20 protein-coding genes are annotated in these 21,292 nt (G+C 38.1%); 17 read left to right on the forward strand and 3 right to left on the reverse strand.

Translation table 11 applies throughout. From position 1 onward, the window contains the following. Positions 1-71: 71 nt before the first annotated feature. Positions 72-1,205, forward strand: a complete 1,134-nt coding sequence (locus IGI47_RS03650) for a cysteine desulfurase family protein (protein ID WP_438783356.1) — start codon at positions 72-74, stop codon at positions 1,203-1,205. 354 nt (positions 1,206-1,559) lie between these two features. Here the strand turns inward: IGI47_RS03650 and IGI47_RS03655 are convergent, their stop codons facing one another. Both IGI47_RS03655 and IGI47_RS03660 read right to left on the reverse strand, forming a co-directional pair. Then, the gene (locus IGI47_RS03655) at positions 1,560-1,721 is read right to left on the reverse strand and encodes a hypothetical protein (protein ID WP_095443729.1); all 162 of its coding nucleotides are present in this window, start codon (positions 1,719-1,721) and stop codon (positions 1,560-1,562) included. Positions 1,722-1,736: 15 nt separating this feature from the next. Next, entirely contained in the window at positions 1,737-2,759 is a 1,023-nt protein-coding gene (locus IGI47_RS03660; RefSeq protein WP_311930286.1) for a lactonase family protein, read from the reverse strand. A gap of 138 nt (positions 2,760-2,897) precedes the next feature. Here IGI47_RS03660 and IGI47_RS03665 point away from each other — a divergent pair, with 138 nt between their 5' ends. Together IGI47_RS03665 and IGI47_RS03670 are read left to right on the forward strand one after the other, a co-directional pair. After that, a complete protein-coding gene (locus IGI47_RS03665) occupies positions 2,898-3,251 on the forward strand; it encodes a PTS glucitol/sorbitol transporter subunit IIA (protein ID WP_104661183.1) in 354 nt (117 codons plus the stop codon). An 8-nt stretch (positions 3,252-3,259) separates the two neighbouring features. Then, positions 3,260-4,417 carry an AI-2E family transporter gene (locus IGI47_RS03670; RefSeq protein ID WP_311930287.1) on the forward strand — a complete coding sequence of 386 codons (1,158 nt, stop codon included), beginning with the start codon at positions 3,260-3,262 and terminating at the stop codon, positions 4,415-4,417. A gap of 122 nt (positions 4,418-4,539) precedes the next feature. Here the strand turns inward: IGI47_RS03670 and IGI47_RS03675 are convergent, their stop codons facing one another. Further along, the gene (locus IGI47_RS03675) at positions 4,540-5,160 is read right to left on the reverse strand and encodes an NAD(P)H-dependent oxidoreductase (protein ID WP_311930288.1); all 621 of its coding nucleotides are present in this window, start codon (positions 5,158-5,160) and stop codon (positions 4,540-4,542) included. A 206-nt stretch (positions 5,161-5,366) separates the two neighbouring features. Here IGI47_RS03675 and IGI47_RS03680 point away from each other — a divergent pair, with 206 nt between their 5' ends. The 14 genes from IGI47_RS03680 (at position 5,367) to IGI47_RS03745 (ending at position 21,291) form a co-directional block, all read left to right on the forward strand. Beyond that, on the forward strand, positions 5,367-6,011 hold the full coding sequence (locus tag IGI47_RS03680) for a TetR/AcrR family transcriptional regulator (protein ID WP_438783357.1): 645 nt from the start codon (positions 5,367-5,369) through the stop codon (positions 6,009-6,011). Between the two features lie 15 nt (positions 6,012-6,026). Beyond that, complete coding sequence (locus IGI47_RS03685; protein ID WP_311930290.1) at positions 6,027-7,757, forward strand: ABC transporter ATP-binding protein; 1,731 nt, start codon at positions 6,027-6,029, stop codon at positions 7,755-7,757. Continuing rightward, complete coding sequence (locus IGI47_RS03690; protein WP_438783359.1) at positions 7,750-9,636, forward strand: ABC transporter ATP-binding protein; 1,887 nt, start codon at positions 7,750-7,752, stop codon at positions 9,634-9,636. The genes IGI47_RS03685 and IGI47_RS03690 overlap by 8 nt, the downstream gene beginning before the upstream one ends. 195 nt (positions 9,637-9,831) lie before the next feature. After that, positions 9,832-10,680: a VOC family protein gene (locus IGI47_RS03695; protein ID WP_438783361.1), complete on the forward strand. Its 849-nt coding sequence runs from the start codon at positions 9,832-9,834 to the stop codon at positions 10,678-10,680. A gap of 188 nt (positions 10,681-10,868) precedes the next feature. Further along, positions 10,869-11,894, forward strand: a complete 1,026-nt coding sequence (locus IGI47_RS03700; RefSeq protein WP_311930292.1) for a serine hydrolase domain-containing protein — start codon at positions 10,869-10,871, stop codon at positions 11,892-11,894. Between the two features lie 38 nt (positions 11,895-11,932). Next, positions 11,933-12,883, forward strand: coding sequence for a mannose-6-phosphate isomerase, class I (gene manA, locus IGI47_RS03705; protein ID WP_438784440.1), 951 nt, complete (start codon positions 11,933-11,935; stop codon positions 12,881-12,883). A gap of 487 nt (positions 12,884-13,370) precedes the next feature. After that, the gene (rbsK, locus tag IGI47_RS03710) at positions 13,371-14,279 is read left to right on the forward strand and encodes a ribokinase (RefSeq protein WP_438783362.1); all 909 of its coding nucleotides are present in this window, start codon (positions 13,371-13,373) and stop codon (positions 14,277-14,279) included. An 18-nt stretch (positions 14,280-14,297) separates the two neighbouring features. Then, entirely contained in the window at positions 14,298-14,693 is a 396-nt protein-coding gene (rbsD, locus tag IGI47_RS03715; RefSeq protein WP_438783363.1) for a D-ribose pyranase, read from the forward strand. Positions 14,694-14,714: 21 nt separating this feature from the next. Continuing rightward, positions 14,715-15,602: a ribose/proton symporter RbsU gene (gene rbsU, locus IGI47_RS03720; protein ID WP_311930295.1), complete on the forward strand. Its 888-nt coding sequence runs from the start codon at positions 14,715-14,717 to the stop codon at positions 15,600-15,602. A gap of 151 nt (positions 15,603-15,753) precedes the next feature. Next, complete coding sequence (locus IGI47_RS03725; protein WP_438784441.1) at positions 15,754-15,981, forward strand: hypothetical protein; 228 nt, start codon at positions 15,754-15,756, stop codon at positions 15,979-15,981. A gap of 331 nt (positions 15,982-16,312) precedes the next feature. Then, the gene (locus IGI47_RS03730; RefSeq protein ID WP_311930296.1) at positions 16,313-16,513 is read left to right on the forward strand and encodes a TetR family transcriptional regulator; all 201 of its coding nucleotides are present in this window, start codon (positions 16,313-16,315) and stop codon (positions 16,511-16,513) included. Positions 16,514-16,592: 79 nt separating this feature from the next. Continuing rightward, positions 16,593-19,598, forward strand: a complete 3,006-nt coding sequence (locus tag IGI47_RS03735) for a SpaA isopeptide-forming pilin-related protein (protein ID WP_438783364.1) — start codon at positions 16,593-16,595, stop codon at positions 19,596-19,598. A gap of 36 nt (positions 19,599-19,634) precedes the next feature. Then, on the forward strand, positions 19,635-20,912 hold the full coding sequence (locus IGI47_RS03740; RefSeq protein ID WP_311930298.1) for an immunoglobulin-like domain-containing protein: 1,278 nt from the start codon (positions 19,635-19,637) through the stop codon (positions 20,910-20,912). Continuing rightward, positions 20,881-21,291: a hypothetical protein gene (locus tag IGI47_RS03745; protein WP_438783366.1), complete on the forward strand. Its 411-nt coding sequence runs from the start codon at positions 20,881-20,883 to the stop codon at positions 21,289-21,291. Before IGI47_RS03740 ends, IGI47_RS03745 begins: the two co-directional genes overlap by 32 nt. The last annotated feature ends 1 nt before the right edge of the window (position 21,292 follow it).

Below are 21,292 nucleotides of genomic sequence, written 5' to 3' on the forward strand. Positions count from 1 at the left end.
TTTTTATTTTTGGTAACTTTGATATTCTGTGCTAGAATGTGCCTAGTTATATCTGGAAGGGATGAAAAAAGTTGGAAAAAATTTATTTGGATCATGCGGCGACCACACCGATGCATCCACAAGTAATCACTGAAATGACTATGATCATGCAAGAAACATTCGGAAATCCGTCAAGTATCCATGGCTTTGGTCGCTTGGCGCACGAAAAATTAGAGACCGCTAGACAAATCATTGCGGATACTTTGCAGGTGAATGACCATGAAATCATTTTTAACAGTGGTGGAACAGAAGGAGATAATACGGCAATCCTAGAAACAGCTTTTTCAAGAAAAGCGGAAGGCAAGCACCTGATCACTACAGCCATCGAACATCCTGCAGTTTTGAATGCGATGAAGTATTTAGAAACAAAAGGATTTGAGGTTACTTATTTACCTGTAGATGAAAAAGGAAATATTTCATTGGAAGACTTTGAACAAGCCTTAAGAGAAGATACGATCCTAGTTTCGATCATGTACGGGAACAATGAGATCGGGAACTTGATGCCAATCAAGGAGATCGGAGAAAGACTACGCGAGCATCCTGCTTATTTCCATACCGATGCAGTCCAAGCTTATGGCAACCAAACGATCCATCCCAAAGATCTAGGTATTGATCTACTAAGCGTTTCAGCGCATAAAATCAATGGACCTAAAGGGGTCGGCTTTTTATATAAGAAAGATGGGGTCAATATTCCCGCAATGCTTCTAGGTGGTGAACAAGAAGAAAAACGCCGTGCTGGAACAGAAAATCTTGCAGGAATCTGGGGAATGGCAAAAGCAGCAGAACTTCTAACGATTGAAGAACGTGAAGCGAGAAGTGAAAAATATGCGGGATTCCAACAAATGATTTTAGAGGAATTAGAAAAACAAGGGATTGATGTTCAAGTAAACGGGGACCTAGAAAATAAATTGCCTCACGTGCTGAACCTTCGTTTGCCAGGGGTCGTAAATGATTTGCTGTTAATGAAATTAGACCTTAATGGTATCGCTATTTCCACTGGGTCAGCTTGCACAGCGGGGAATATCGAACCTTCCCATGTATTAGAAGCAATGTATGGAAAAGACACACCAATCTTGAAAGAATCGATTCGGATCAGCTTTGGTTATGGCAACACGAAAGAAGACATTCAAAAATTTATTCAGCAACTAGTCGGTGCTATCAAGTAAAGAGCGTGTTCGAATAAGTATCCAACTCTGAGAAATAAGAAGACAACCACGAGAATCTACTGTTTGATTTCTGTGGTTGTCTTCTTATTTTCACAAGGGCTATTTCTAGTGCTTTCTATTGAAAGAAATCAAATGAACAAATGGCGAATGTTGTAGAAGTTCTCAATGACAATGAGATTGGATGTTTTTAGCATTGCTCAATGATAAAAAACTACACGAAATGAAGGAAGAGCAAAGAACGTATGTGGGATATCTTGAATTCAAAACAAGGATGGCCCCAAGCAGTAAGAAGGACCATCCTCGTTCATTTTAGTTATGGTTTTGATTCAGTGTAACTCAAACCAACACGCTTTTTTAATTTTCCACATTTCTTACATAATCATCAAAATACTTGATCAAATCATTTTTTATTTTCTGATAGTCTTCTTCACTATAGACTTTGTCCTCAATTTTTCCTTGAAAGAAAGGAATCTCCAAGTCTTCTCGTAGACGATCTAAAACTTCTTCTTTGTCCATTTCGTTCCTCCATGATCAGTCAAAATAAACGCAGACACATTCTGGCGCATAAATATCTTTTTGGCGTACTGACAGTAAACCAGTAGCTGCATCACGGGAATAAAGAGTAAGATTATCCGTGTTTTGGTTTGCACAGACTAGATAGTTATTCTCTGGATCCAGTGCAAAATCTCTTGGAAAATCCCCTTCAGTTGAAATGATTTGAATGTTTTCTAAGGTGTACTCATCAGGCGAAACAGCAAACACAGCAATTGAATTATGCCCACGATTTGAAGCATAGACATAATTGCCATCTTTAGAGATACGGATCGCAGCGCCGCCATTTTCTCCTTGGAAATTTTCGGGTAAAGTACTGATTTTTTGTTTTTCAGTAAAGCTTCCGTGTGCTGCATCATATTGTAGTACGCGGACCGTACTATCTAATTCGCCAAATAAATAAGCAATCTTTTGATTTGTCGGATGAAAAACAAGATGACGTGGGCCAGTTCCAGGTTCTGCAACGAATTCAGCCACAGCAGTCAATTTTCCTTCTTTTGACACATCGTACGTATAGACACGATCTGTTCCCAGATCACAAACAACTAATCGTTCATCAGGCGTCAAGTCTGTGTAGTGGACATGAGCATGGTCTTGATTTTTGTGCGGACCAGTTTCTTCTTGATGAAATACTGCATCTGTAGCTTCTAATCCACCATTCTCAAGAATACGGTAAACATTTACTTCACCTTTGTGGTAATTTGCGCCGTAAACGAGTTGTCTTGTTTCATCAACGGCTACATAGCACAAAGGAGCTCCTGATTCTGTTACCGCATTCAAAAACTGAAATTCATGATCGTATGCACCAGCTCCGCCTAGTCCATCGATACTTGTGACAGTGTAAAGATTACCAGCCTTGCTTTTCGTCAAATAAGTAGGGCTATTTTCTTTCGTTGCTAATTCTAGACCTGTCAATTCACCCTTTTCGTTATCCAGATTGATTGTATAAATTCCTTCACTGACACGTCTTGTATATGTCCCTAAAATGATTTTTTCCATCATTTTATCCCTCCTGAAATTTTATGAAATAGGTTTCTTTTTTTATTTTAGCACATAACTATTCATGGCGGTTAAACAAAGAGAATATGTTATACTTGTTTTGTACGCAAAGAAATTTTTTGTAGTGAGGGAGAGAATGTTATGATTCATGCAACGATAAAAGAAATTGGCGCCAAAGCAGTGAGCGATCAAGAACCAATCTTGATTCTATTCGATCAAACAGCAACATCTGCCTTGCGAAATTACTCAATTATTCAAGAGATCAGTTCAAAAGAAGCCTTTCAATTGAAGAAAGGTGGAATGATCTCTTTTGATCAGCAAGAATATACAATCGATTATGTGGGAACGATGGCGAATGAAAATTTGACTTCTGTTGGACACGTCACGTTAATTTTTGATAGTCATACGGAAGACAGTGGTATTGCAAATGGTATCTATTTATCACCACATCAACTTCCTGAACTCCATGTAGGTACAGAGATTAAATACAAGTAGGTGGAAAAATGGAAGAAAAAAATAAAAAATCAAGACCTATTTCTTGGTTCTGGCGTTGGTTCTTGAATAATCAGGTCGTGACGTCATTATTAGTGGTGCTTTTAGTCTTACTCATCGTTTTTCTATTTACGAAAGTATCCTATTTATTTGAACCAATCTGGCAGTTTTTAGCGATTGTTGGCTTGCCGATTATTTTAGCGGGTATTTTGTACTATTTGATGAATCCAGTGGTCGATTATTTAGAGAAACAACGAATACCGCGAATCTACAGTATCATTGGATTATTTGTTCTTGTTGTGGCTTTGATTGTTTGGGGATCAGTGGTTATCATTCCTAAAATCCAAGAGCAAACAGTCAGTTTTGTCGGTAATTTTCCTAAATATGTAGATACGATCGATAATAAATTGACGGAGATTTTAAGGGACCCGCTATTTAATCAGTTTAGAGATCAATTGGAATCTTCGGGAGAAAAGTTCGTAAGCTCAGCTGGAGATATGTTACAAGATATTTCTAAAAGTACCGTTCAAAGTTTGGGTAGTTTTGTCGGGGCTGTAGCGACGGTCTTGGTTGCTGTGTTGACGATGCCATTTATTCTTTTCTATCTATTAAAGGATGGGAAACAACTTGCACCGTATTTTGTTAAATTCTTGCCAACTCGTATGCGGAAACCAACATTAAAAGTTTTAGGGGAAATGAATGACCAAGTATCTTCTTATATCCGTGGACAATTAACTGTTGCGTTTGCTGTAGCAATCATGTTTATGATCGGTTTTGCGATTATTGGTCTGGATTATGCAGTTACTCTAGGGATAGTCGCAGGATTTTTAAACCTTATTCCTTATCTAGGATCATTCTTAGCAATGATTCCAGCAGTGTTTTTAGCAATCGTTGCAGGGCCAGTGATGTTAGTGAAAGTGCTGATCGTCTTTGCTTTGGAGCAAACAATCGAAGGGCGTTTGATTTCTCCGCTTGTTCTAGGAAATCAGTTAGCAATTCATCCTGTCACCATCTTACTAGTGTTGCTGACTTCTGGTAAATTATTTGGGATCATCGGTGTGATTTTAGGGATTCCAGTATATGCTGCTGCGAAAGTGATCATTTCACATGTCTTCGAATGGTACACTACTATTTCTAGTTTATATGAAGAAAAAAATAACGAGTTATAAAAAAAGATTCAAAAATAGGCTGTAATGATCTTTAAAAGCTAGTCCACTAACTTTTTAGAGATCGGTTCAGAAATTCCTATTTTTTGAATCTTTTTTCTTTTAAAAATTTTTTGATGATCGATTTAGAATGTTTTACCAAATTCTGTGGCTTTATCCAAAGCTGATTGCATCAATTCTTCTGCACGATCAGGAGCATAGTCGATACCTTCAATAAATAATTGATCGACTTGATCGATACCGATAAAGTTCAAAATCCCTTTGACATATTGTGAAGCAAAGTCTTGACCATTGTAGACTCCGCCGTTTGATTGGATATGCAATGTTTTTTTACCAGAAACTAATCCTTCTGGACCATTTTCAGTATACCGGAATGTTTTACCAGCTACATTGACAGTATCGAACCAAGCTTTTAGTTTTGTAGGAATATTCAAATTCCATAAAGCATTGGCGATAACGATTTTATCTGAAGCAAGAAATTGATCCGTCAATTCATTGAAACGAGCAATTTTGTGTTGTTGGCTTTCGGATAAAGTAGAGAATTCAGCACCTGCACGAAGCGCTTCCCAACCTGAAAGCAATTCTTCATCGATTTCTGGGATATCATCACGGTAAAGTTCTAGGACGGTAACCTCATCGTCCGGATGATTTTCTTTGTAACTATCTAAAAAAGCAGATAATGCTTTAACTGAACGAGATTCTTGTGCAGTTAAAGGGTGACCTTTTACTACTAATACTGATGCCATAATATCTCTCCTTTTATAATTGTTGTTATGTGGCTAACAAAATAAGTTTACTTGAAAGGGAAAAGGCTATCAAGCTTTTTTATAAAGGTTCCATTTTAAATAAAAAAACAGTTGTTTTCATGAAAAAAATCATGCAAATCACTTGCAAAACAATTACCTGGTGTTATAATGACAGAGTGTCATTTTTAGAAGGAAGGAGGCTACCTATGCCTAAGCAGACTTTTTTTCATTTACCTGAAGAAAAAAAGAAACGACTGTTAGAAGCAGCAAGAGTTGAGTTCTCAAGAGTCCCGTTAAAAGATGCTTCTATCGCTAATATTGTGAAGATAGCTGAAATCCCTCGCGGTAGTTTTTATCAATATTTTGAGGACAAAGAAGATCTTTATTTCTATTACTTTGAAACAGTGCGACGTGATAGTTCTAGAGGCATGATCCAATTGATGAAAGAAGCCGATGGTGATTTGTTCAAGGGATTCGAATTATATTTTACAAAGATGATACGGGATATCTTAGTGGGAGAAAATGCTGATTTTTATCGAAATTTATTCATGAATATGGATTATCGTGCTTCTCGTAAAGTGGTACCCCACGCTAGAGGAGATCAGCATCACCCCCATGAAGAGCATAGACAAGATGCGAAAGAATTGGTTGAGTTGATTGATCGCACCACACTAAAAATCAAAAATGATCATGAGATGGAATTACTGATCCAAGTAGTGATGAGTACATTTTTTACGACAATCGCTCATTCTTATAAAACATTCTCAAAATCCAAAGATTACTCTGTTGATCAAGCAATCGAAGAATTCAAATTGAAATTGTCTTGGTTGAAAAATGGAGTGTATAAATAGAAAGAAGGGTACTACATGCTAAAAGTTTTTAAACGGATATCATTGACTTCGGCGATTGCTGCTACGATATTTATGGTTATCCAAGTCTTCGCAGATCTTTACTTGCCGACACTGACCTCTAATATTATTGATAAAGGGGTAGCAAAAGGAGATGTCGATTATATCTGGCAGACTGGTTTTGTCATGATCGGCTTTTCTTTGATCAGTATTTTTGCGGCAATTGCAAATACCTATTTTGCAACACGAGAATCACAGAAATTAGGAAAACAGTTACGTACAGATGTTTATAAAAAATCAGAAAGCTTGACCAAAGACGCCTTTGATAAATATGGAACAGCTTCTTTGATTACGCGAACAACCAATGATGTGACCCAGATCCAAATGGTTACGCAAATGTTTCTAAGAATGATGATCAATGCACCGATTACATTGGTGGGTGCAAGTTTCTTAGCTTATCAAAAAGACCATGAATTAACGAAAATTTTCTTAGTTGTTATCCCTGTCATGATCATTTTGATTGGTGGGATCATGTATTTTGCTGTTCCTTTGTTCAAGAGCATGCAGAAAAAGACAGACCGCTTGAACTTGGTATTTCGTGAAGGACTAACAGGCGTACGTGTTATTCGTGCCTTTGATAAAACACGATTTGAAGAAAATCGTTTTGATTTAGCGAATAAAGATTATACGAATACAGCGATTAAAGTAAACACGATCGTTGCATTGATGATGCCGATGATGACATTGATCATGAGTGGAACAAATGTAGCAATTACCTGGTTTGGTGGTCACTACATAGCAGATATGACTTTAGAAGTAGGGAACCTAATTGCATTCATGACATATGCGATGCAGATTTTGATTAGCTTCATGATGCTGTCAGCCATTTTTATCATGGTGCCTAGAGCACAAGCATCTGCTGATCGTATCAATGAAGTACTAGATGAAGAAGTAGGAATCAATGACCCTAAAGATCCTAAAAAATTGGCTCTTGCAGGAAAAAATGCCACACTTGCCTTTGAGCATGTCAATTATCGCTATCATGGGGCGGAGAAATTAGCCTTAGAAGATATTGATTTTTCTGCCAAATCTGGGGAGATCGTTGCAATCATTGGAGGTACTGGTTCAGGGAAAACGACTTTAGTCAATCTTATCCCACGCTTATATGATATTGAATCTGGTGCCATCAAGATCAATGGAACAAGTATCAGTGAAGTGACGCAATATGATTTGAGAGAATTGATGGGCTTTGTTCCACAAAAAGCGATGCTCTTTTCTGGAACGATCAGAGAAAATATGCAATATGGTAAAGCAGATGCAACTGATGAAATGATTTGGAAAGCATTAGAAATTGCTCAAGCGAAAGAATTTGTCTCAGAATTAGAAGATGGGTTAGACAGCCATGTAGAACAAGGCGGCGGGAACTTCTCTGGTGGTCAGAGACAACGACTGGCTATTGCACGGGCTTTAGTCAAACCAGCAGATGTCTATGTCTTCGATGATTCATTTTCAGCTTTAGACTTTAAAACAGATGCAAATCTTCGCCAAGCATTGAAACAAAATATGACACAAAGCATTACGGTATTAGTTGCTCAACGTGTAAGTACTGTTATGGACGCTGATACGATCTTAGTATTAGATGAAGGGAAATTAGTCGGTAAAGGAACACATGATGAATTACTTAAAACAAATGAAACGTATCAAGAGATCGTTCATTCGCAATTGAGAGAGGAGGATCTACATGAGTAAAGAAAATACGAAACCTTCTCGTGGACCAATGGGTGGCGGACATGGACCTGGACGCAACATTGGCGTTAAAGGAGAAAAACCTAAGAATTTTTGGGGAACAGTTAGACGATTATCTGGGTATATGTCCAAACGTTTAGTTGCGATAATTGCCGTTTTTGTGTTGGCGATTGCAGCTGTAATCTTTCAAATCCAAACACCTAAAGTATTAGGGAAAGCGACAACGGAAATATTCAATGGTGTCATGGCAGGTGCTAAACAGATGCAAGCAGGCCAACAGATATCAAAATTTCCGATTGATTTTGACAAAATTGCACAAATCATTGCGACAGTTATCGTAATGTATTTGATTTCTGCGGTATTCAACTTTTTACAACAATTTATCATGACTAGAGTTTCACAACGAACAGTGTATGAACTACGACATGATCTAGAAGCAAAAATGAACCGAGTACCTATTTCTTACTATGATACACATACAAATGGGGACATCATGTCTAGAGCTATCAATGACATGGATAACATTGCAAATACGCTTCAACAAAACTTGACGCAATTTGTAACGAGTGCCGTCACATTGATCGGGGTTATCGTCATGATGCTTTCTATCAGTTGGCAGTTAACGTTGGTCGCATTATTGATGATTCCTTTAAGTTTGATCATCGTCATGATCATTGCGCCAAAATCACAAATATTCTTTGCTGATCAACAAAAGAGTCTAGGACTTTTAAATAATCAGGTAGAAGAAACGTATAGTGGACATACGATCGTTAAAACATTTAACCATACAGCAAAAGACCAAGAAGTCTTTGAAGAAGAAAATCAAAAACTATACGCGGCAGGCTGGAAAGCTCAGTTCATTTCAGCAATCATCATGCCTTTGATGAACTTTGTTAAAAACTTGGGGTATGTATTTGTTGCTGTTCTTGGGGGTGTCAAAGTTGCGAATGGGAATATGTCCCTTGGTGATGTTCAAGCCTTCTTGCAATATACGACACAATTTTCACAACCAATCACGCAGCTAGCAAGTTTGATGAACACGATCCAATCAACAGTTGCTTCTGCAGAACGTGTTTTTGAAGTCTTAGACGAAGCAGAGATGACAGAGGAAAAATCAGGATTGCCAGTAGAAAAAGATACACCTTACAAAGTACGTTTTGAAAATGTTCAATTTGGCTATTCTCCGGATAGTTTATTGATGACTGATTTCAGTTTAGATGTAAAACCGGGAGAAATGGTTGCTATAGTAGGACCTACAGGGGCAGGGAAAACCACCTTGATCAACCTGTTAGAACGATTCTATGATGTTTCGGGCGGAAGCATTCGTTACGATGGTGTTGACACGAGAGATCTTTCACGCGATGTTTTACGTGCACAGTTCTCCATGGTGCTTCAAGATACTTGGTTATTCACAGGGACGATCTATGACAACATCAAGTATGGGAACGAAGATGCAACGGATGAGCAAGTAATCGAAGCAGCTAAGGCAGCCCATGTCGATGACTTTGTTCGTAAGTTACCTGAAGGCTATAATACAGTATTAAATGAAGATGCTAGCAACATTTCTCAAGGTCAAAGACAATTGATTACGATTGCTCGAGCATTTCTTGCTAATCCAGATGTCTTGATCTTGGATGAAGCTACCTCTAGTGTAGATACACGAACTGAGATCTTGATTCAAAAAGCGATGAATCGTTTATTAGAAAAACGAACAAGTTTCGTGGTAGCTCACCGTCTGTCAACGATTCGTGATGCAGATAACATTATCGTTATGAATCACGGTTCGATCGTTGAAACAGGTAATCACGATGCTTTGATGGAAAAAAATGGATTTTATGCTGATTTGTATAACAGTCAATTTTCAGAGGAAGAAGCCTCATAAAATGAAAATTAACGCACGAGACATAGATTGTTTCGTGCGTTTTATTGTTTATAACTATCGTTTTTTCACTATTTTATTAAAATTATATGAAAAAGCGAGAATTCTCACATTTTTTTTTATAAAAATCTATTTATCGCTTGAAAGAAACGGGAACCATCGTTAAAATAAAGCTTGACGTAGAGGGGAGCAAGAATGATGAAAGATTTTAAATTGGGGTCTGCTACCTATTTGAAAAGCGTGGCAATCCGGGTGAAAGACCGAGATAAAATGATTGATTTTTATAAGAATACAATTGGCTTTGATTTGAAACGGGAAGAAAACGAACTAGCTATTCTAGGAACGGAAGAGTGTGACAGTGAAATGCTATTGCTTGAAGAAAGCCCTAGAGCAGATGATCACTTCGGGGAGATCAAAAAGCTCAACCGCTTCTCATTGATTATTCCAAGCGTAGAAGAAATGGCAGATATTCTATGCCGTATCCGCAAGGCGAATTACGTAATTGAAAAAGCATTAGAAGACCAAGGCCGTATGGGTATCTTATTAAAAGATCCAGAAGGTAATGAATTAGAGATCTATCATGAAGATGGAACAGTAGAGAAGTCTGCATATCCAGAAAATTTGGACCAAGAATCGTTGTTGCGAAAATCTGAAGAAAAGTACGAAAAATTATCAGCAGGCTCTTATTTTGAAAAAATCCACTTAAACGTAATCGATAGTGCCAAAGAAAGTAAGTTTCTTGAAAACTTACTTGGTTTAAAAGTCCATAACGAAAAAAACGAATGGTATGTTTTAAATGAAGGGGACTTCCATGTTGGTCTGACTGAAGTAACGAGTGAAGCAATCCAACTTCCGACCCACGAAGTGATTGGCTTAGACTTTTTGAAGTTTGTGATCAGCCAAGAGAATATGGAAGAACTTGTCCAACATTTAAAAGAATATTCAGTTGATTTCTTCTTAGATAAAAAGCACACAGTATTGACCATCTATGATGCTATAGGAATCGAATGGTGGTTTGTGACAGATTCTAAAGAAGAAAAAAAATAAATTAGCGTGTGAAAGTTGCTCCTAGCGTATTGATATGTAATACGTAGGAGTTTTTTATTTATATTTTTCATCCTTAGTTTTTAGCAGAAAAGTCTAAAATATTGGAAAAATCTTGCTTCTCCTGAAAGAAAGCTATATGCTTTGGGCATGGAACGAAAGAGTATCCTTCGAAAGAAAGGGAGAGGAACATGTATCCAGAAACAAAACAATTGATTTTAAAAAAATTAGAAGAAGGCTATTATCCTGGTGTCGTTGGCGCATTCATCCGAAAAGATGAAGTTGAACGTTTCTTTGCTGGAAACGCTCAGGTTGTCCCAGAGATCCAGCCTATGGAAGAAGACTTACTTTTTGATGCAGCATCTTTGACAAAAGTGATTGCGACAACTAGTTTGGTCTTGCGTTTGTGGGAAGATGGAAAAATTGAGTTGGATCGTCCGCTTGCAGATTATTTACCAGCTTTTGACAATCAAACGATCACGATCCGTCATTTATTGACCCATACATCTGATATCCAAACGTGGATCCCTGATCGTGATCAACTTTCACAAGAAGAGTTGATTTCTGCTTACCTTAAACTTCAACCAGGAGATCAGTTAGGAAAGGCTGTGAAATACACTGATGCAGGCACGATCTTGTTAGGGTTCATGCTGGAAGAGATTTTCCAAGAACCAGCAACAGAATTGTTCCAAGAACAAGTGTTGGAACCATTAGGGATGATGAATAGCCTCTTTTTACCATATCCATCCAAACGAATCGTACCCACGCAACAATTGGCATCAGGAGAAGTCTTGCGGGGAATCACACACGATCCAAAAGCAAGAGTCTTAGCAGAGCATGCAGGCAATGCGGGTTTATTTATCGATTTAGAAGATAGCATCAAATTTGTCAAAATGTATCTGGATAAAGGGAAAACTACGAATGGTCAGTTTTTAGAAGAAAGAACCATCCAGAAACTTTTGCAAGATCAAACACCACTTCAAAACGGGGATCGATCATTGGGATGGGATTTGAAAAGAGATGTGACCGATCATCATCCAATTCTCTTTCATACTGGTTATACGGGTACATTTTTATTGATTGACTTGATCGATCAAACTACGTTCATTTTTTTATCCAATCGTGTCCATCCAGAAGACCATCGTGAGGCGTATATTGAATGTCGCGATGAGATCGTTGAAAATTTTTTGAAAGAGAAAGCGTTATTAAACAAATAATGCTATAATAATCATGAAAATCGAGAGGAGTTAGAATGATGCAAGAACCTATGTTTTTAAAACCAGTCTTTCAAGAAAAAATCTGGGGAGGTAGCCGGCTGAAATCCGTATTTGGCTTTGATATCCCTAATGACAAAATCGGAGAAGATTGGGCAATCAGCGCACATCCACATGGCGTTAGCGTTGTAGAAAATGGCGAATTCAAAGGTCAAAAATTAGATGATCTATGGAAAGAACATAAGGAGTTATTTGGTCATCCAACGGAACCAGTTTTCCCATTGTTAATCAAAATATTGGATGCTGAAGATGAACTTTCTGTACAAGTCCATCCAGATGATGCCTATGGAATGAAACATGAAGGAGAACTAGGAAAAACAGAATGCTGGTACATCATAGATGCTGAACCAGGTGCTGAGATTATTTATGGTCATCATGCGAAGACCAGAGAAGAATTGGCTGAAATGATCAAAAAAGGCCGTTGGGATGATTTGTTGAAAAAAGTTCCTGTCAAAAAAGGTGACTTTTTCTATGTTCCTAGTGGAACGATCCATGCAATCGGCAAAGGGATCATGATTTTAGAAACACAACAAAGTTCAGACACGACTTATCGTGTGTATGACTATGATAGAAAAGATGCAAGCGGTCAGAAACGGGAGCTACACATCCAACAATCGATCGATGTGACTACAGTACCTGCAAAAACTCCAGAATTACAAATCAAAGAAGTTCGAAAAGGACAATCTTCTATTGTTACTTACTTAGAAACTGATTTTTTCAATGTGTATGAATGGGATATCAAAGGAATCACTTCCTTCAAAAAACAAGCACCTTATACATTGGCGACGGTAATCGATGGTGCTGGGGAATTGATCGTGGATAATCAGACATACCTGTTAGAAAAAGGAACAAGCTTCATTCTACCGAACGAGATCAACGAATGGATTGTTCAAGGAGAACTAACAATCATTGCCTCTGAACCAGGAAAATAATTCGTGCAAAAGTAACAGTGATGGAAATGTTCTTTTCTTTGAAAAAACCGTATAGAAGCAAGTGGTCGAACCAGAGGTATTTCACTCCGAGAAATAAGTAGAGATTCAGGGGCTTTCAACTTTTTGTGAATTTCGGTTTATTTCTCGTAAGAGTTGTTTCTGCGCCCACTGTTTGTTCTTGTTAGAGCGTGAAGCAAAAGTATTCCCTACTTTTGCCTCACGCTCTTTTTTTTTGAAATTCCCGAAAAAAAATGACTTTTGGATGCCGTTTATTCGAGAGTCGGTAGCAAACCTGATTTTTAGATTTGGTCCATATTCTCTTTTCGTCATATAATTGTGACAGAAAATTCCGAAAAATTACACTTAGTAGCAGAGTTCTTGAAATCACTTTCAATCTGTGGTATATTCTTTTTGTAAAGTTAAAACGTTTTAATTATTGTTAAAAGAGTGTTTGAACTAATTTATAATGTAAAATGGAGTGGTGAAAATGAACACTGTAACAGTTATCGGTAGCATCAATCTAGACCGTACGATTCGAGTGAAACATATGCCTAAACCTGGAGAAACGATCCATACAAGAGAAACTTTTTCAGCAGGTGGAGGAAAAGGAGCAAATCAAGCTGTAGCCGCTAGACGTTCCGAAGCAGATACTTATTTTATTGGAGCAGTAGGAACGGATGAAGCTGGAAAAACAATGAGTGAGCTGTTAAGCCAAGAAGAAATCGATTTAACTGGTGTGGCTACATTAGAAAACCAAGCGACTGGTCAAGCCTATATCATCGTTGACGATCAAGGTGAAAATAGTATCATGATCCATGCGGGCGCAAACAATGCGTTTACCCCAGAACAAGTTAGAAAAAGCCAAGCAATCATCGAAAAGAGCGATTTTATTATCGCTCAATTTGAAAGCGCTATAGAAAGCGCGATTGAAGCTTTCAAGATTGCGAAGAAGGCAGGAGTCAAAACGATTTTGAATCCAGCACCGGCATTAGAAAATGTACCAGAAGAATTACTAAAAGTAACAGATATGATCATACCGAATGAAACAGAAACAGAGATTTTAACTGGTGTGACGATCAGCGACGAAGCAAGTCTACAAGAAGCAGCATCTAAACTTCATGCGTTAGGAATAGAAGTCGTGATCATCACGATTGGAAGCAAAGGAGCTTTTTACGCGCTAAAAGATGGAAAAAATGGTATCGTCAAAGCGTTTAAAGTAAACGCTGTGGATACAACGGCAGCTGGTGATACATTCATTGGTGCAATGAGTAGTCTATTGGCAAAAGATTTTAGTAATTTGGAAGAGGCAATTCGTTATGGAAATAAAGCTTCCTCACTTACTGTCCAACGTTTTGGTGCACAACCATCGATTCCTTATAAAAATGAATTGGATTAAAGAAAGGATGTTTTTAGTATGAAAAAGTCAAAAGTAATCAATTCAGATATTTCTCGAGTTATCGCACAAATGGGTCATTTTGATAAATTGAGTATTGGTGATGCAGGAATGCCTGTACCAATGACTACTGAAAAAATCGATCTAGCTGTGGATAATAGTATTCCAAGTTTTATGCAAGTACTGAATAATGTTTTAGAAGAATTAGAAGTTCAGCGCATTTACTTGGCAGAAGAAATCAAATCAGAAAACCCTCAAGTATTATCAGAAATCAAAGAACGATTACCAGAAACGCCGATTACGTTTATTCCTCATAGTGAAATGAAGGCTGATCTAAATAATTGCCATGCATTTATTCGCACAGGGGAAATGACACCATACGCGAATATCATTCTTGAAAGCGGCGTTGTATTTTAAAACAAATAAGGAGGATATAGAATGAATGCGACAGCACTTTTAATTGGATTAGGACCTCTGTTAGGTTGGGGATTATACCCGACGATTGCTTCTAAGCTTGGCGGTCGTCCAGTCAACCAAATTTTAGGCTCTACTATAGGAACACTGATTTTTGCAATCGTTTTTGCAGTAATAAAAGGAATCGGCTTACCTACAGGAATGGATTTAGTCTTTTCGATCTTATCAGGTGTCGGCTGGGCAACGGCACAAATCATCACCTTCCAGTCATTCACATTGATTGGTTCTTCTCGTGCAATGCCGATCACAACCGCCTTTCAACTGCTAGGTGCATCTTTATGGGGTGTGTTTGCGTTAGGTAATTGGCCAGGAACTACAGCAAAATTACTTGGTGCATTTGCTTTAGTATTGATTATTTTAGGTGCTTGGATGACAGTATGGTCAGAAAAGAAAGATAAAGAAAACAGCAATTTGTTGAAAAAAGCAGTTCTATTGTTAGCTGTAGGGGAAATTGGTTATTGGGCTTACTCAGCTGCACCTCAAGCAACTTCGATTGACGGGATGCATGCCTTCTTACCACAAGCAATCGGAATGGTGCTAGTCGCAGTAGTCTACACAGCAGTTTTAAGTGTCAAAGGGAACGAAAAATCAGCGTTTACTGAAGTAGTTTCTTATAAACATATCTTTTCTGGTTTCTTCTTTGCCTTTGCTGCATTGACTTATCTTATCTCTGCACAACCTGATATGAATGGTTTAGCTACTGGCTTTATTCTATCCCAAACATCTGTTGTATTAGCTACTTTAACGGGTATTTGGTTCTTAGGACAAAAGAAAACGAAAAAAGAAATGACAATTACAGTTATTGGTCTCGTGTTGATTTTAGCAGCAGCTACTATTACTGTATTGATTTGATCGAAGAAAGAAATTCACATTAAAAAGAAGGAAGAGTTCACGTTGTTTGTTCAAAGCGATGTGAACTCTTTTTTTTTGGAAGAATCTCAATTAATTCGTAACTATAGAGTGAGGAGGGATATATGCGTTAAGGATCTGTTCGAAAAAAGCCATTCGAAGTAAAGCATTAACTGTCCGTTTATTTAATGGTTCTACTTGGGCCAATTTAGGTAATGGTTACTTTATTGATCGTGAAACAAAACAGGAGCTGCCTGATTATAAACTTTATCGGCACATTAAAACAGCCGTGTCTTCAGGAGGGATGATTTTTGCCAAAAGAATGAATCCGACACAAGCATTGCAGTATACAGAGAGACCGCTTAAAGTGAAATCTTGGTGATTCCTAGTCTGTTCTTTGAAAATTGCATAAAAAGAGCATCATTCGTATCGGATACGATGAGATGTGGATGATTGACTGTCAATCCATGTTAGTGCTCACTAAAAAGGCAGTATTGTCAGTGATGGTAAACTGGCAGATCATGTGTCCTTATAAACGCTTGGTGAAAATGGAGCAAATAATTGCTAGTGATAGCTATTTGTTTGAAGAAGGATTTCTTACGTTTGTTTTTCTCAAGGTTTATTCGTGTCACAGGTTGTCTATTCCCTAAAATAGTCAGGTTGGCATTTATCCAAAAAGTGTCTATGCCAAAATGCTGAAAAGGAAGTTGAATATGACTGAAATACAGCAGTTGATAGTATTCATGCGTAGTGGTAAAAGAAAGACCATTAGTTTATCTGAGTATGAACGATCTGTTCATAAAGAAGGTTGGTCAACGGGCAGTAAAGCAAAGCTGATCAATCAAGTCCAAAAAAGTGGGATCTTACGCTATGAATGGTGTAAAAAAGGCTATGTGATCCGACTAGTTCGTTAAGTGAGAGTGCAATTTCACAAGTTAAAGGAACCTAATTTATAAAACAGACTTATCAATCAATGATAACGGGAGTGATTCAATGAAGAAAAATAGACAGTTTTGTTTCCGATTGCTTATTCTGATTAGTTTACTGATTCCTTCCATTCTCGGAAGTTCCTCAATTATAGCGTTAGAAAAAATGACAGATGAAAAAGAACAGCAAACAACTTTTTTGTTGGAAAACCAATTGATGCAACAAGAAAACGGTAAACTGTATACGACAGTTCCTTCCAACTATATCCGCTCTTCGATTCATGAGAGGTTCGGAAGAATAGACACTCGGGATAATCAAATCATACATGTAGATCCCAATGCACACATTGCAAATATCGATATTTACTTATCCAATGGCGGTCGCGAGTATGGCTGGTATGGGAAACGAGTGAAAGGCGAGATTGCACTATGCATCGAGCAAGGAGCAGCACTTAGCATAGGAAATAATGGGGGATACACAGTATCCCCGCAAAATACTGAACAATTGAAGAAAATCTCCTTGATCACCTATTATGGGATCATCGCCACTGGACATACACTCCAAAAAGAATTGATGACTCAAATTTTAGCTTGGGAACAGCAAGGAATTTATCCGACCAGTATTTCGGGAGTATTTACGATGGCAGACTATCAAACATTTAAAGCAAGTGTGATGACAAACGTCAATAAATTTTTTGTCAAACCAAGTTTTGATCGCCAAATAGTTGAATTGAAAATCGGCGAAAGCAAGACGATTTTAGATACGACGGGGTCTTTTAGTAATTATGAATCCTCTCCTTCTGCTATAGCCCCAGGACTTATGGTAAACAAGCAAGGAAATCAGTTGACGATCACAGCGACCAAGGAAGCAAACAAATCCGGAAATATCGATTTTCACTATGCCATTGCTAGTAGTTACCGTGGAGTACCACTGATTTACCAGCATCCTTATACGCAAAATATGATGGTAGGAAGAATAAATGATTTAACGAAGACAAGTTTAACTGTAAATGTCACGAAAAACGGCAATGCCCGTGTTCGCAAAGTAGATGAAACTACGAAGCAACCACTGGCAAGTGCCGTTTTTCGTTTTGCGACTTCAACTGGTCAAGTACAAGAAATCATGACCAATGCCGATGGCTACGCTACTTGGAATGAGTTGTTAATAGATACAAAAGTGACGATTCAAGAAATAAAAGCCCCCGATGGATACATTTTGGATACGACGCCACACACAATGACGATCAAAGCAAATGAAACAACGACTATCATCAAGGATAACCAAGAGCAACTAGCAAATCTACGAGTGATCAAAGAAGATGAAGAAACTGGCAATACCCCACAAGGAGCGGCACAGATTATTGGCGCTGTTTATGAATTAACAAATGGCCAAGGAGAAACTGTGGGGCAAATAACAATGGAAGAAACGGACGGAATCGTCCAAGGACAAATAAAAGCGTTGAAACTAGGTACGTATACACTACAAGAAATCGAAGCTCCTAAAGGCTATACTCTTGATCCCACAAAGTATACCGTACACCTCACGTATGCTGGGCAAAATGAAACAGTCGCTATTCATAGCAAAACGGTGAAAAATCGTGTCATCAAAGGGCATATCGAAGGCTATAAATTTGGATCTCGTCCGTTGATACCACGTACGGTTCTGGAAAATTTACATCAATTGTTGACAGGAGATCGTGGGATCAAGCCACCACTGGCAGGTGTGGAATTAACCGCCACGTCTCAAACAACAGGAAAGAAGTATGTGGAAACGACGCAAGAAAATGGGTATTTTAAGTTTGAGGATCTCCCTTACGATCGCTATATCGTCGAAGAAACAAAGGGGATAGATGGTTATTTGTTGATTGAACCATTTGAGGTAGTTGTTACAAAAGATGGCTATACACATTTTTTCTTTTTAGAAGATAAAATCATTGAATCTCGGTTACATATCATCAAAGTAGATGAGGATACAGGAGAAGCGATTCCGTATGCAGGTGCGCAATTTAAAATCTTCGATATTTGGGCAGATGATGGTAAAGGGGCATTTGTCTCTATGCAAAAACCAAATGATACTGAAAGTACAACCATTTTTGAAACGAATATAAAAGGAGAAGTTCTGACAACTGACAGTTTACCATGGGGAAATGAACGTTACGAACTTCATGAAATCAAGGCACCAGAAGGATACCTACCATTAGAGAATCCCATCATTTTCAGTATCACTGAAAATGAGACGAATCCACTCATTCGATTAGAGGTGCCGAATCGACTAGCACGTCAACCTATCAGAGTGATCAAACGTGATCGATTAAATGACCGCCCCTTAAAAAATGTCCTATTTGAATTGTATAAAATCGAGCAGGATGAGGAAACGAAAGAAATATTGATGGGTGAGTATGCCACTGATAAAGATGGAAAAATAGAAGTAGAATCATTACCATATGGAAAGTATAAATTTATAGAATCAGAACCCCTTGAAGGGTATCTCCCCTTAGGAGCGGCATTAGATTTTTCGATCACTGTAGAAAAAGATGGCGAATGGATCGTTCTAGAAGCCTATAATGAGCGTGAAGAATTAGTGATTTCTTCATTATTTACTGGTGCGGATGGCAAAAAGGAAATCGATCCAACAGTAACCAATCGTTTGAAAGATATGATCTGGATAAAAGGAGAAGGGCTTGAGATCGGTCATGCGTATACAGTGGTCACACGATATAAAAATGGTCAAGTCATCAGTGAAAATGTATCTACCTACACAGCGCAAAGTAAAGAAGATACCTTTGAAGTACTTCTTGAATTAAAAGCAAATACATTGAAGGATGGGGAGCAGCTGACAGCGACCCATATCTTTTACTATGAAGAGGAAAAAAAGAATGAGGTAGCTCGTGAAGATGATTTGACAAACAAAGAGCAAACAATCCAGATGAAAAAAGTAAAAGAGCCGAAAAAAGAACAACCGATGTTACCTAAAACTGGTGATACTAGATCATTGATAGTTACATTCATAGGAATTGGACTCGTTGCTTTGGTTAGTAGTCGAATCTATGGTCAACGAAAGAAAAGTAATTAATTGCTCAAGAGACCAAGAAAGGGTGTTAGACAATAAATGAAAAAGTTGCTCTTAGCTAGTCGATCTGAAAAAACAACAAGAAAGAACTATTATATTTTTATCAGTACACTGTGTGGTTGGTTAATCGGATTAGGAAGCTGGCACATGATCAATGCAAAGCACCACCAAGAACAATCTGTTGAAAAGCAAATTACTGGCGTTTTAACAACGATAAAAAAAGAGACAACAAAAAACGAAACGATAGAAGAAAAACATGATCCTGTTTCTTCAGTAATCGAACACTTTGCATCAATCGATCAAGTAACAGAGCAAAGTAAGCCCGATATTCGGCAATTAGAGCATACAACTGAGCATTTGACCACGATGCTTGTAAAAGAAAAAAAGAAAGTTGTTCAATCAGAAAGTACTATTAATGAGCAATCAAATCCGCTATCTCAGCCACTCGAATCTAGAGTCAATAACAAAGATGACTCTGTCACCACAATGTGGCAAGCAGCTAAACTAAACCTCCATTCGGACTATCTCGTAGTCGAACAGTATAGTTTCTTTGAGCCTTCTAACCATTTCACGATCATTCATGGGAGCGATCCGTTTCCTAACGTCAGTTACACCGATGTGGATACATCCATACCTGGAGAACGACAGGTGCGTATTCAAGTTACCGATTCTAAAGGACTTGTAACGACAAGTGAGTTCACTATCGTGATCAATAGCATACCAAAAATAACGGTTGAACAGCCACTTTTGTTTCAACGAATAGGGCAACCAATGGATTTAAGAAAAGGAGTCTTCGCATCTGATAACGAAGAAGGAGATCTAACTTCCGCTATTCATGTTGAAACAAATCTAGATACAACTGTTGAAGGCGAGTACGAAGTGATCTATACGGTGAAAGATCGACATGGTGCACAACATGTGGCCCATGCAGAAATACGGGTAGTCAATGATGCGCCAATCATCTCAGCACCTGTCGTAATCGAGCAGGCGATCAACGAGTCATTCAACATCTTCAATTATGTGGAAGTAAAGGATGCAGAAGATGGAAACATCCCATTGAATGAAACCCATATTATTGAAACTGATTTCATCCCAAATAAAGAAGGCATCTATTATTTTAAAATCGGCAACGTAAAGGATCAATATGGAAAGCTGGCAATGGAAAAAATAGTTGAAGTCACCATAACAAATGAGGCACCTGAGATCATCCAAGCAGATATGAAAGTGAATGTTTTTTCACAACTATCGAAAGAAGCTTATTTGGCGCAGGTGATTGTTTCAGATCGTGAAGACTCCGAAAAAAAAACTAGCTGTTGAGGTAGCTGAAGATTCATGGAGTCAAGTCAAGACTAGTGAACTAGGTGAATACCGTGTTTTACTTCAGGTGACTGATACGAATGGAAAATCTTCGAAAGCATACGGAGTGATCACTGTAATTAATGAACCACCTATTTTTTTAGGTGTAAAGGACCGAGAAATAGTTGTAGGTGAAGTATTTGATCCATTAGCAGGGATCACAGTTCATGACAGAGAAGAAAAGCTACTTCCAGAAATAGAAGTAAGCGGGACATTCAATAGTACTTTACCTGGTACGTATCTCGTGCATTTAAGTGTCAGGGACTCTTTTGAACGTGTAACGACCAGTTATCAATTAAATGTTCTTGCAACGGAAGAAAATATGGAAACGGGGGAATGAG

It is taken from the genome of Enterococcus sp. AZ191 (genome assembly GCF_051713845.1).
GTDB lineage: Bacteria > Bacillota > Bacilli > Lactobacillales > Enterococcaceae > Enterococcus_B > Enterococcus_B durans.

What these genes read in the sequence shown, in the direction of transcription:
- IGI47_RS03655 (WP_095443729.1), bottom strand. Translation starts at nt 1,721, where the DNA reads ATGGACAAAGAAGAAGTTTTAGATCGTCTACGAGAAGACTTGGAGATT.
- IGI47_RS03660 (WP_311930286.1), bottom strand. Translation starts at nt 2,759, where the DNA reads ATGATGGAAAAAATCATTTTAGGGACATATACAAGACGTGTCAGTGAA.
- IGI47_RS03665 (WP_104661183.1), top strand. Translation starts at nt 2,898, where the DNA reads ATGATTCATGCAACGATAAAAGAAATTGGCGCCAAAGCAGTGAGCGAT.
- IGI47_RS03670 (WP_311930287.1), top strand. Translation starts at nt 3,260, where the DNA reads ATGGAAGAAAAAAATAAAAAATCAAGACCTATTTCTTGGTTCTGGCGT.
- IGI47_RS03675 (WP_311930288.1), bottom strand. Translation starts at nt 5,160, where the DNA reads ATGGCATCAGTATTAGTAGTAAAAGGTCACCCTTTAACTGCACAAGAA.
- IGI47_RS03680 (WP_438783357.1), top strand. Translation starts at nt 5,367, where the DNA reads ATGCCTAAGCAGACTTTTTTTCATTTACCTGAAGAAAAAAAGAAACGA.
- IGI47_RS03685 (WP_311930290.1), top strand. Translation starts at nt 6,027, where the DNA reads ATGCTAAAAGTTTTTAAACGGATATCATTGACTTCGGCGATTGCTGCT.
- IGI47_RS03690 (WP_438783359.1), top strand. Translation starts at nt 7,750, where the DNA reads ATGAGTAAAGAAAATACGAAACCTTCTCGTGGACCAATGGGTGGCGGA.
- IGI47_RS03695 (WP_438783361.1), top strand. Translation starts at nt 9,832, where the DNA reads ATGAAAGATTTTAAATTGGGGTCTGCTACCTATTTGAAAAGCGTGGCA.
- IGI47_RS03700 (WP_311930292.1), top strand. Translation starts at nt 10,869, where the DNA reads ATGTATCCAGAAACAAAACAATTGATTTTAAAAAAATTAGAAGAAGGC.
- manA (WP_438784440.1), top strand. Translation starts at nt 11,933, where the DNA reads ATGCAAGAACCTATGTTTTTAAAACCAGTCTTTCAAGAAAAAATCTGG.
- rbsK (WP_438783362.1), top strand. Translation starts at nt 13,371, where the DNA reads ATGAACACTGTAACAGTTATCGGTAGCATCAATCTAGACCGTACGATT.
- rbsD (WP_438783363.1), top strand. Translation starts at nt 14,298, where the DNA reads ATGAAAAAGTCAAAAGTAATCAATTCAGATATTTCTCGAGTTATCGCA.
- rbsU (WP_311930295.1), top strand. Translation starts at nt 14,715, where the DNA reads ATGAATGCGACAGCACTTTTAATTGGATTAGGACCTCTGTTAGGTTGG.
- IGI47_RS03730 (WP_311930296.1), top strand. Translation starts at nt 16,313, where the DNA reads ATGACTGAAATACAGCAGTTGATAGTATTCATGCGTAGTGGTAAAAGA.
- IGI47_RS03735 (WP_438783364.1), top strand. Translation starts at nt 16,593, where the DNA reads ATGAAGAAAAATAGACAGTTTTGTTTCCGATTGCTTATTCTGATTAGT.
- IGI47_RS03740 (WP_311930298.1), top strand. Translation starts at nt 19,635, where the DNA reads ATGAAAAAGTTGCTCTTAGCTAGTCGATCTGAAAAAACAACAAGAAAG.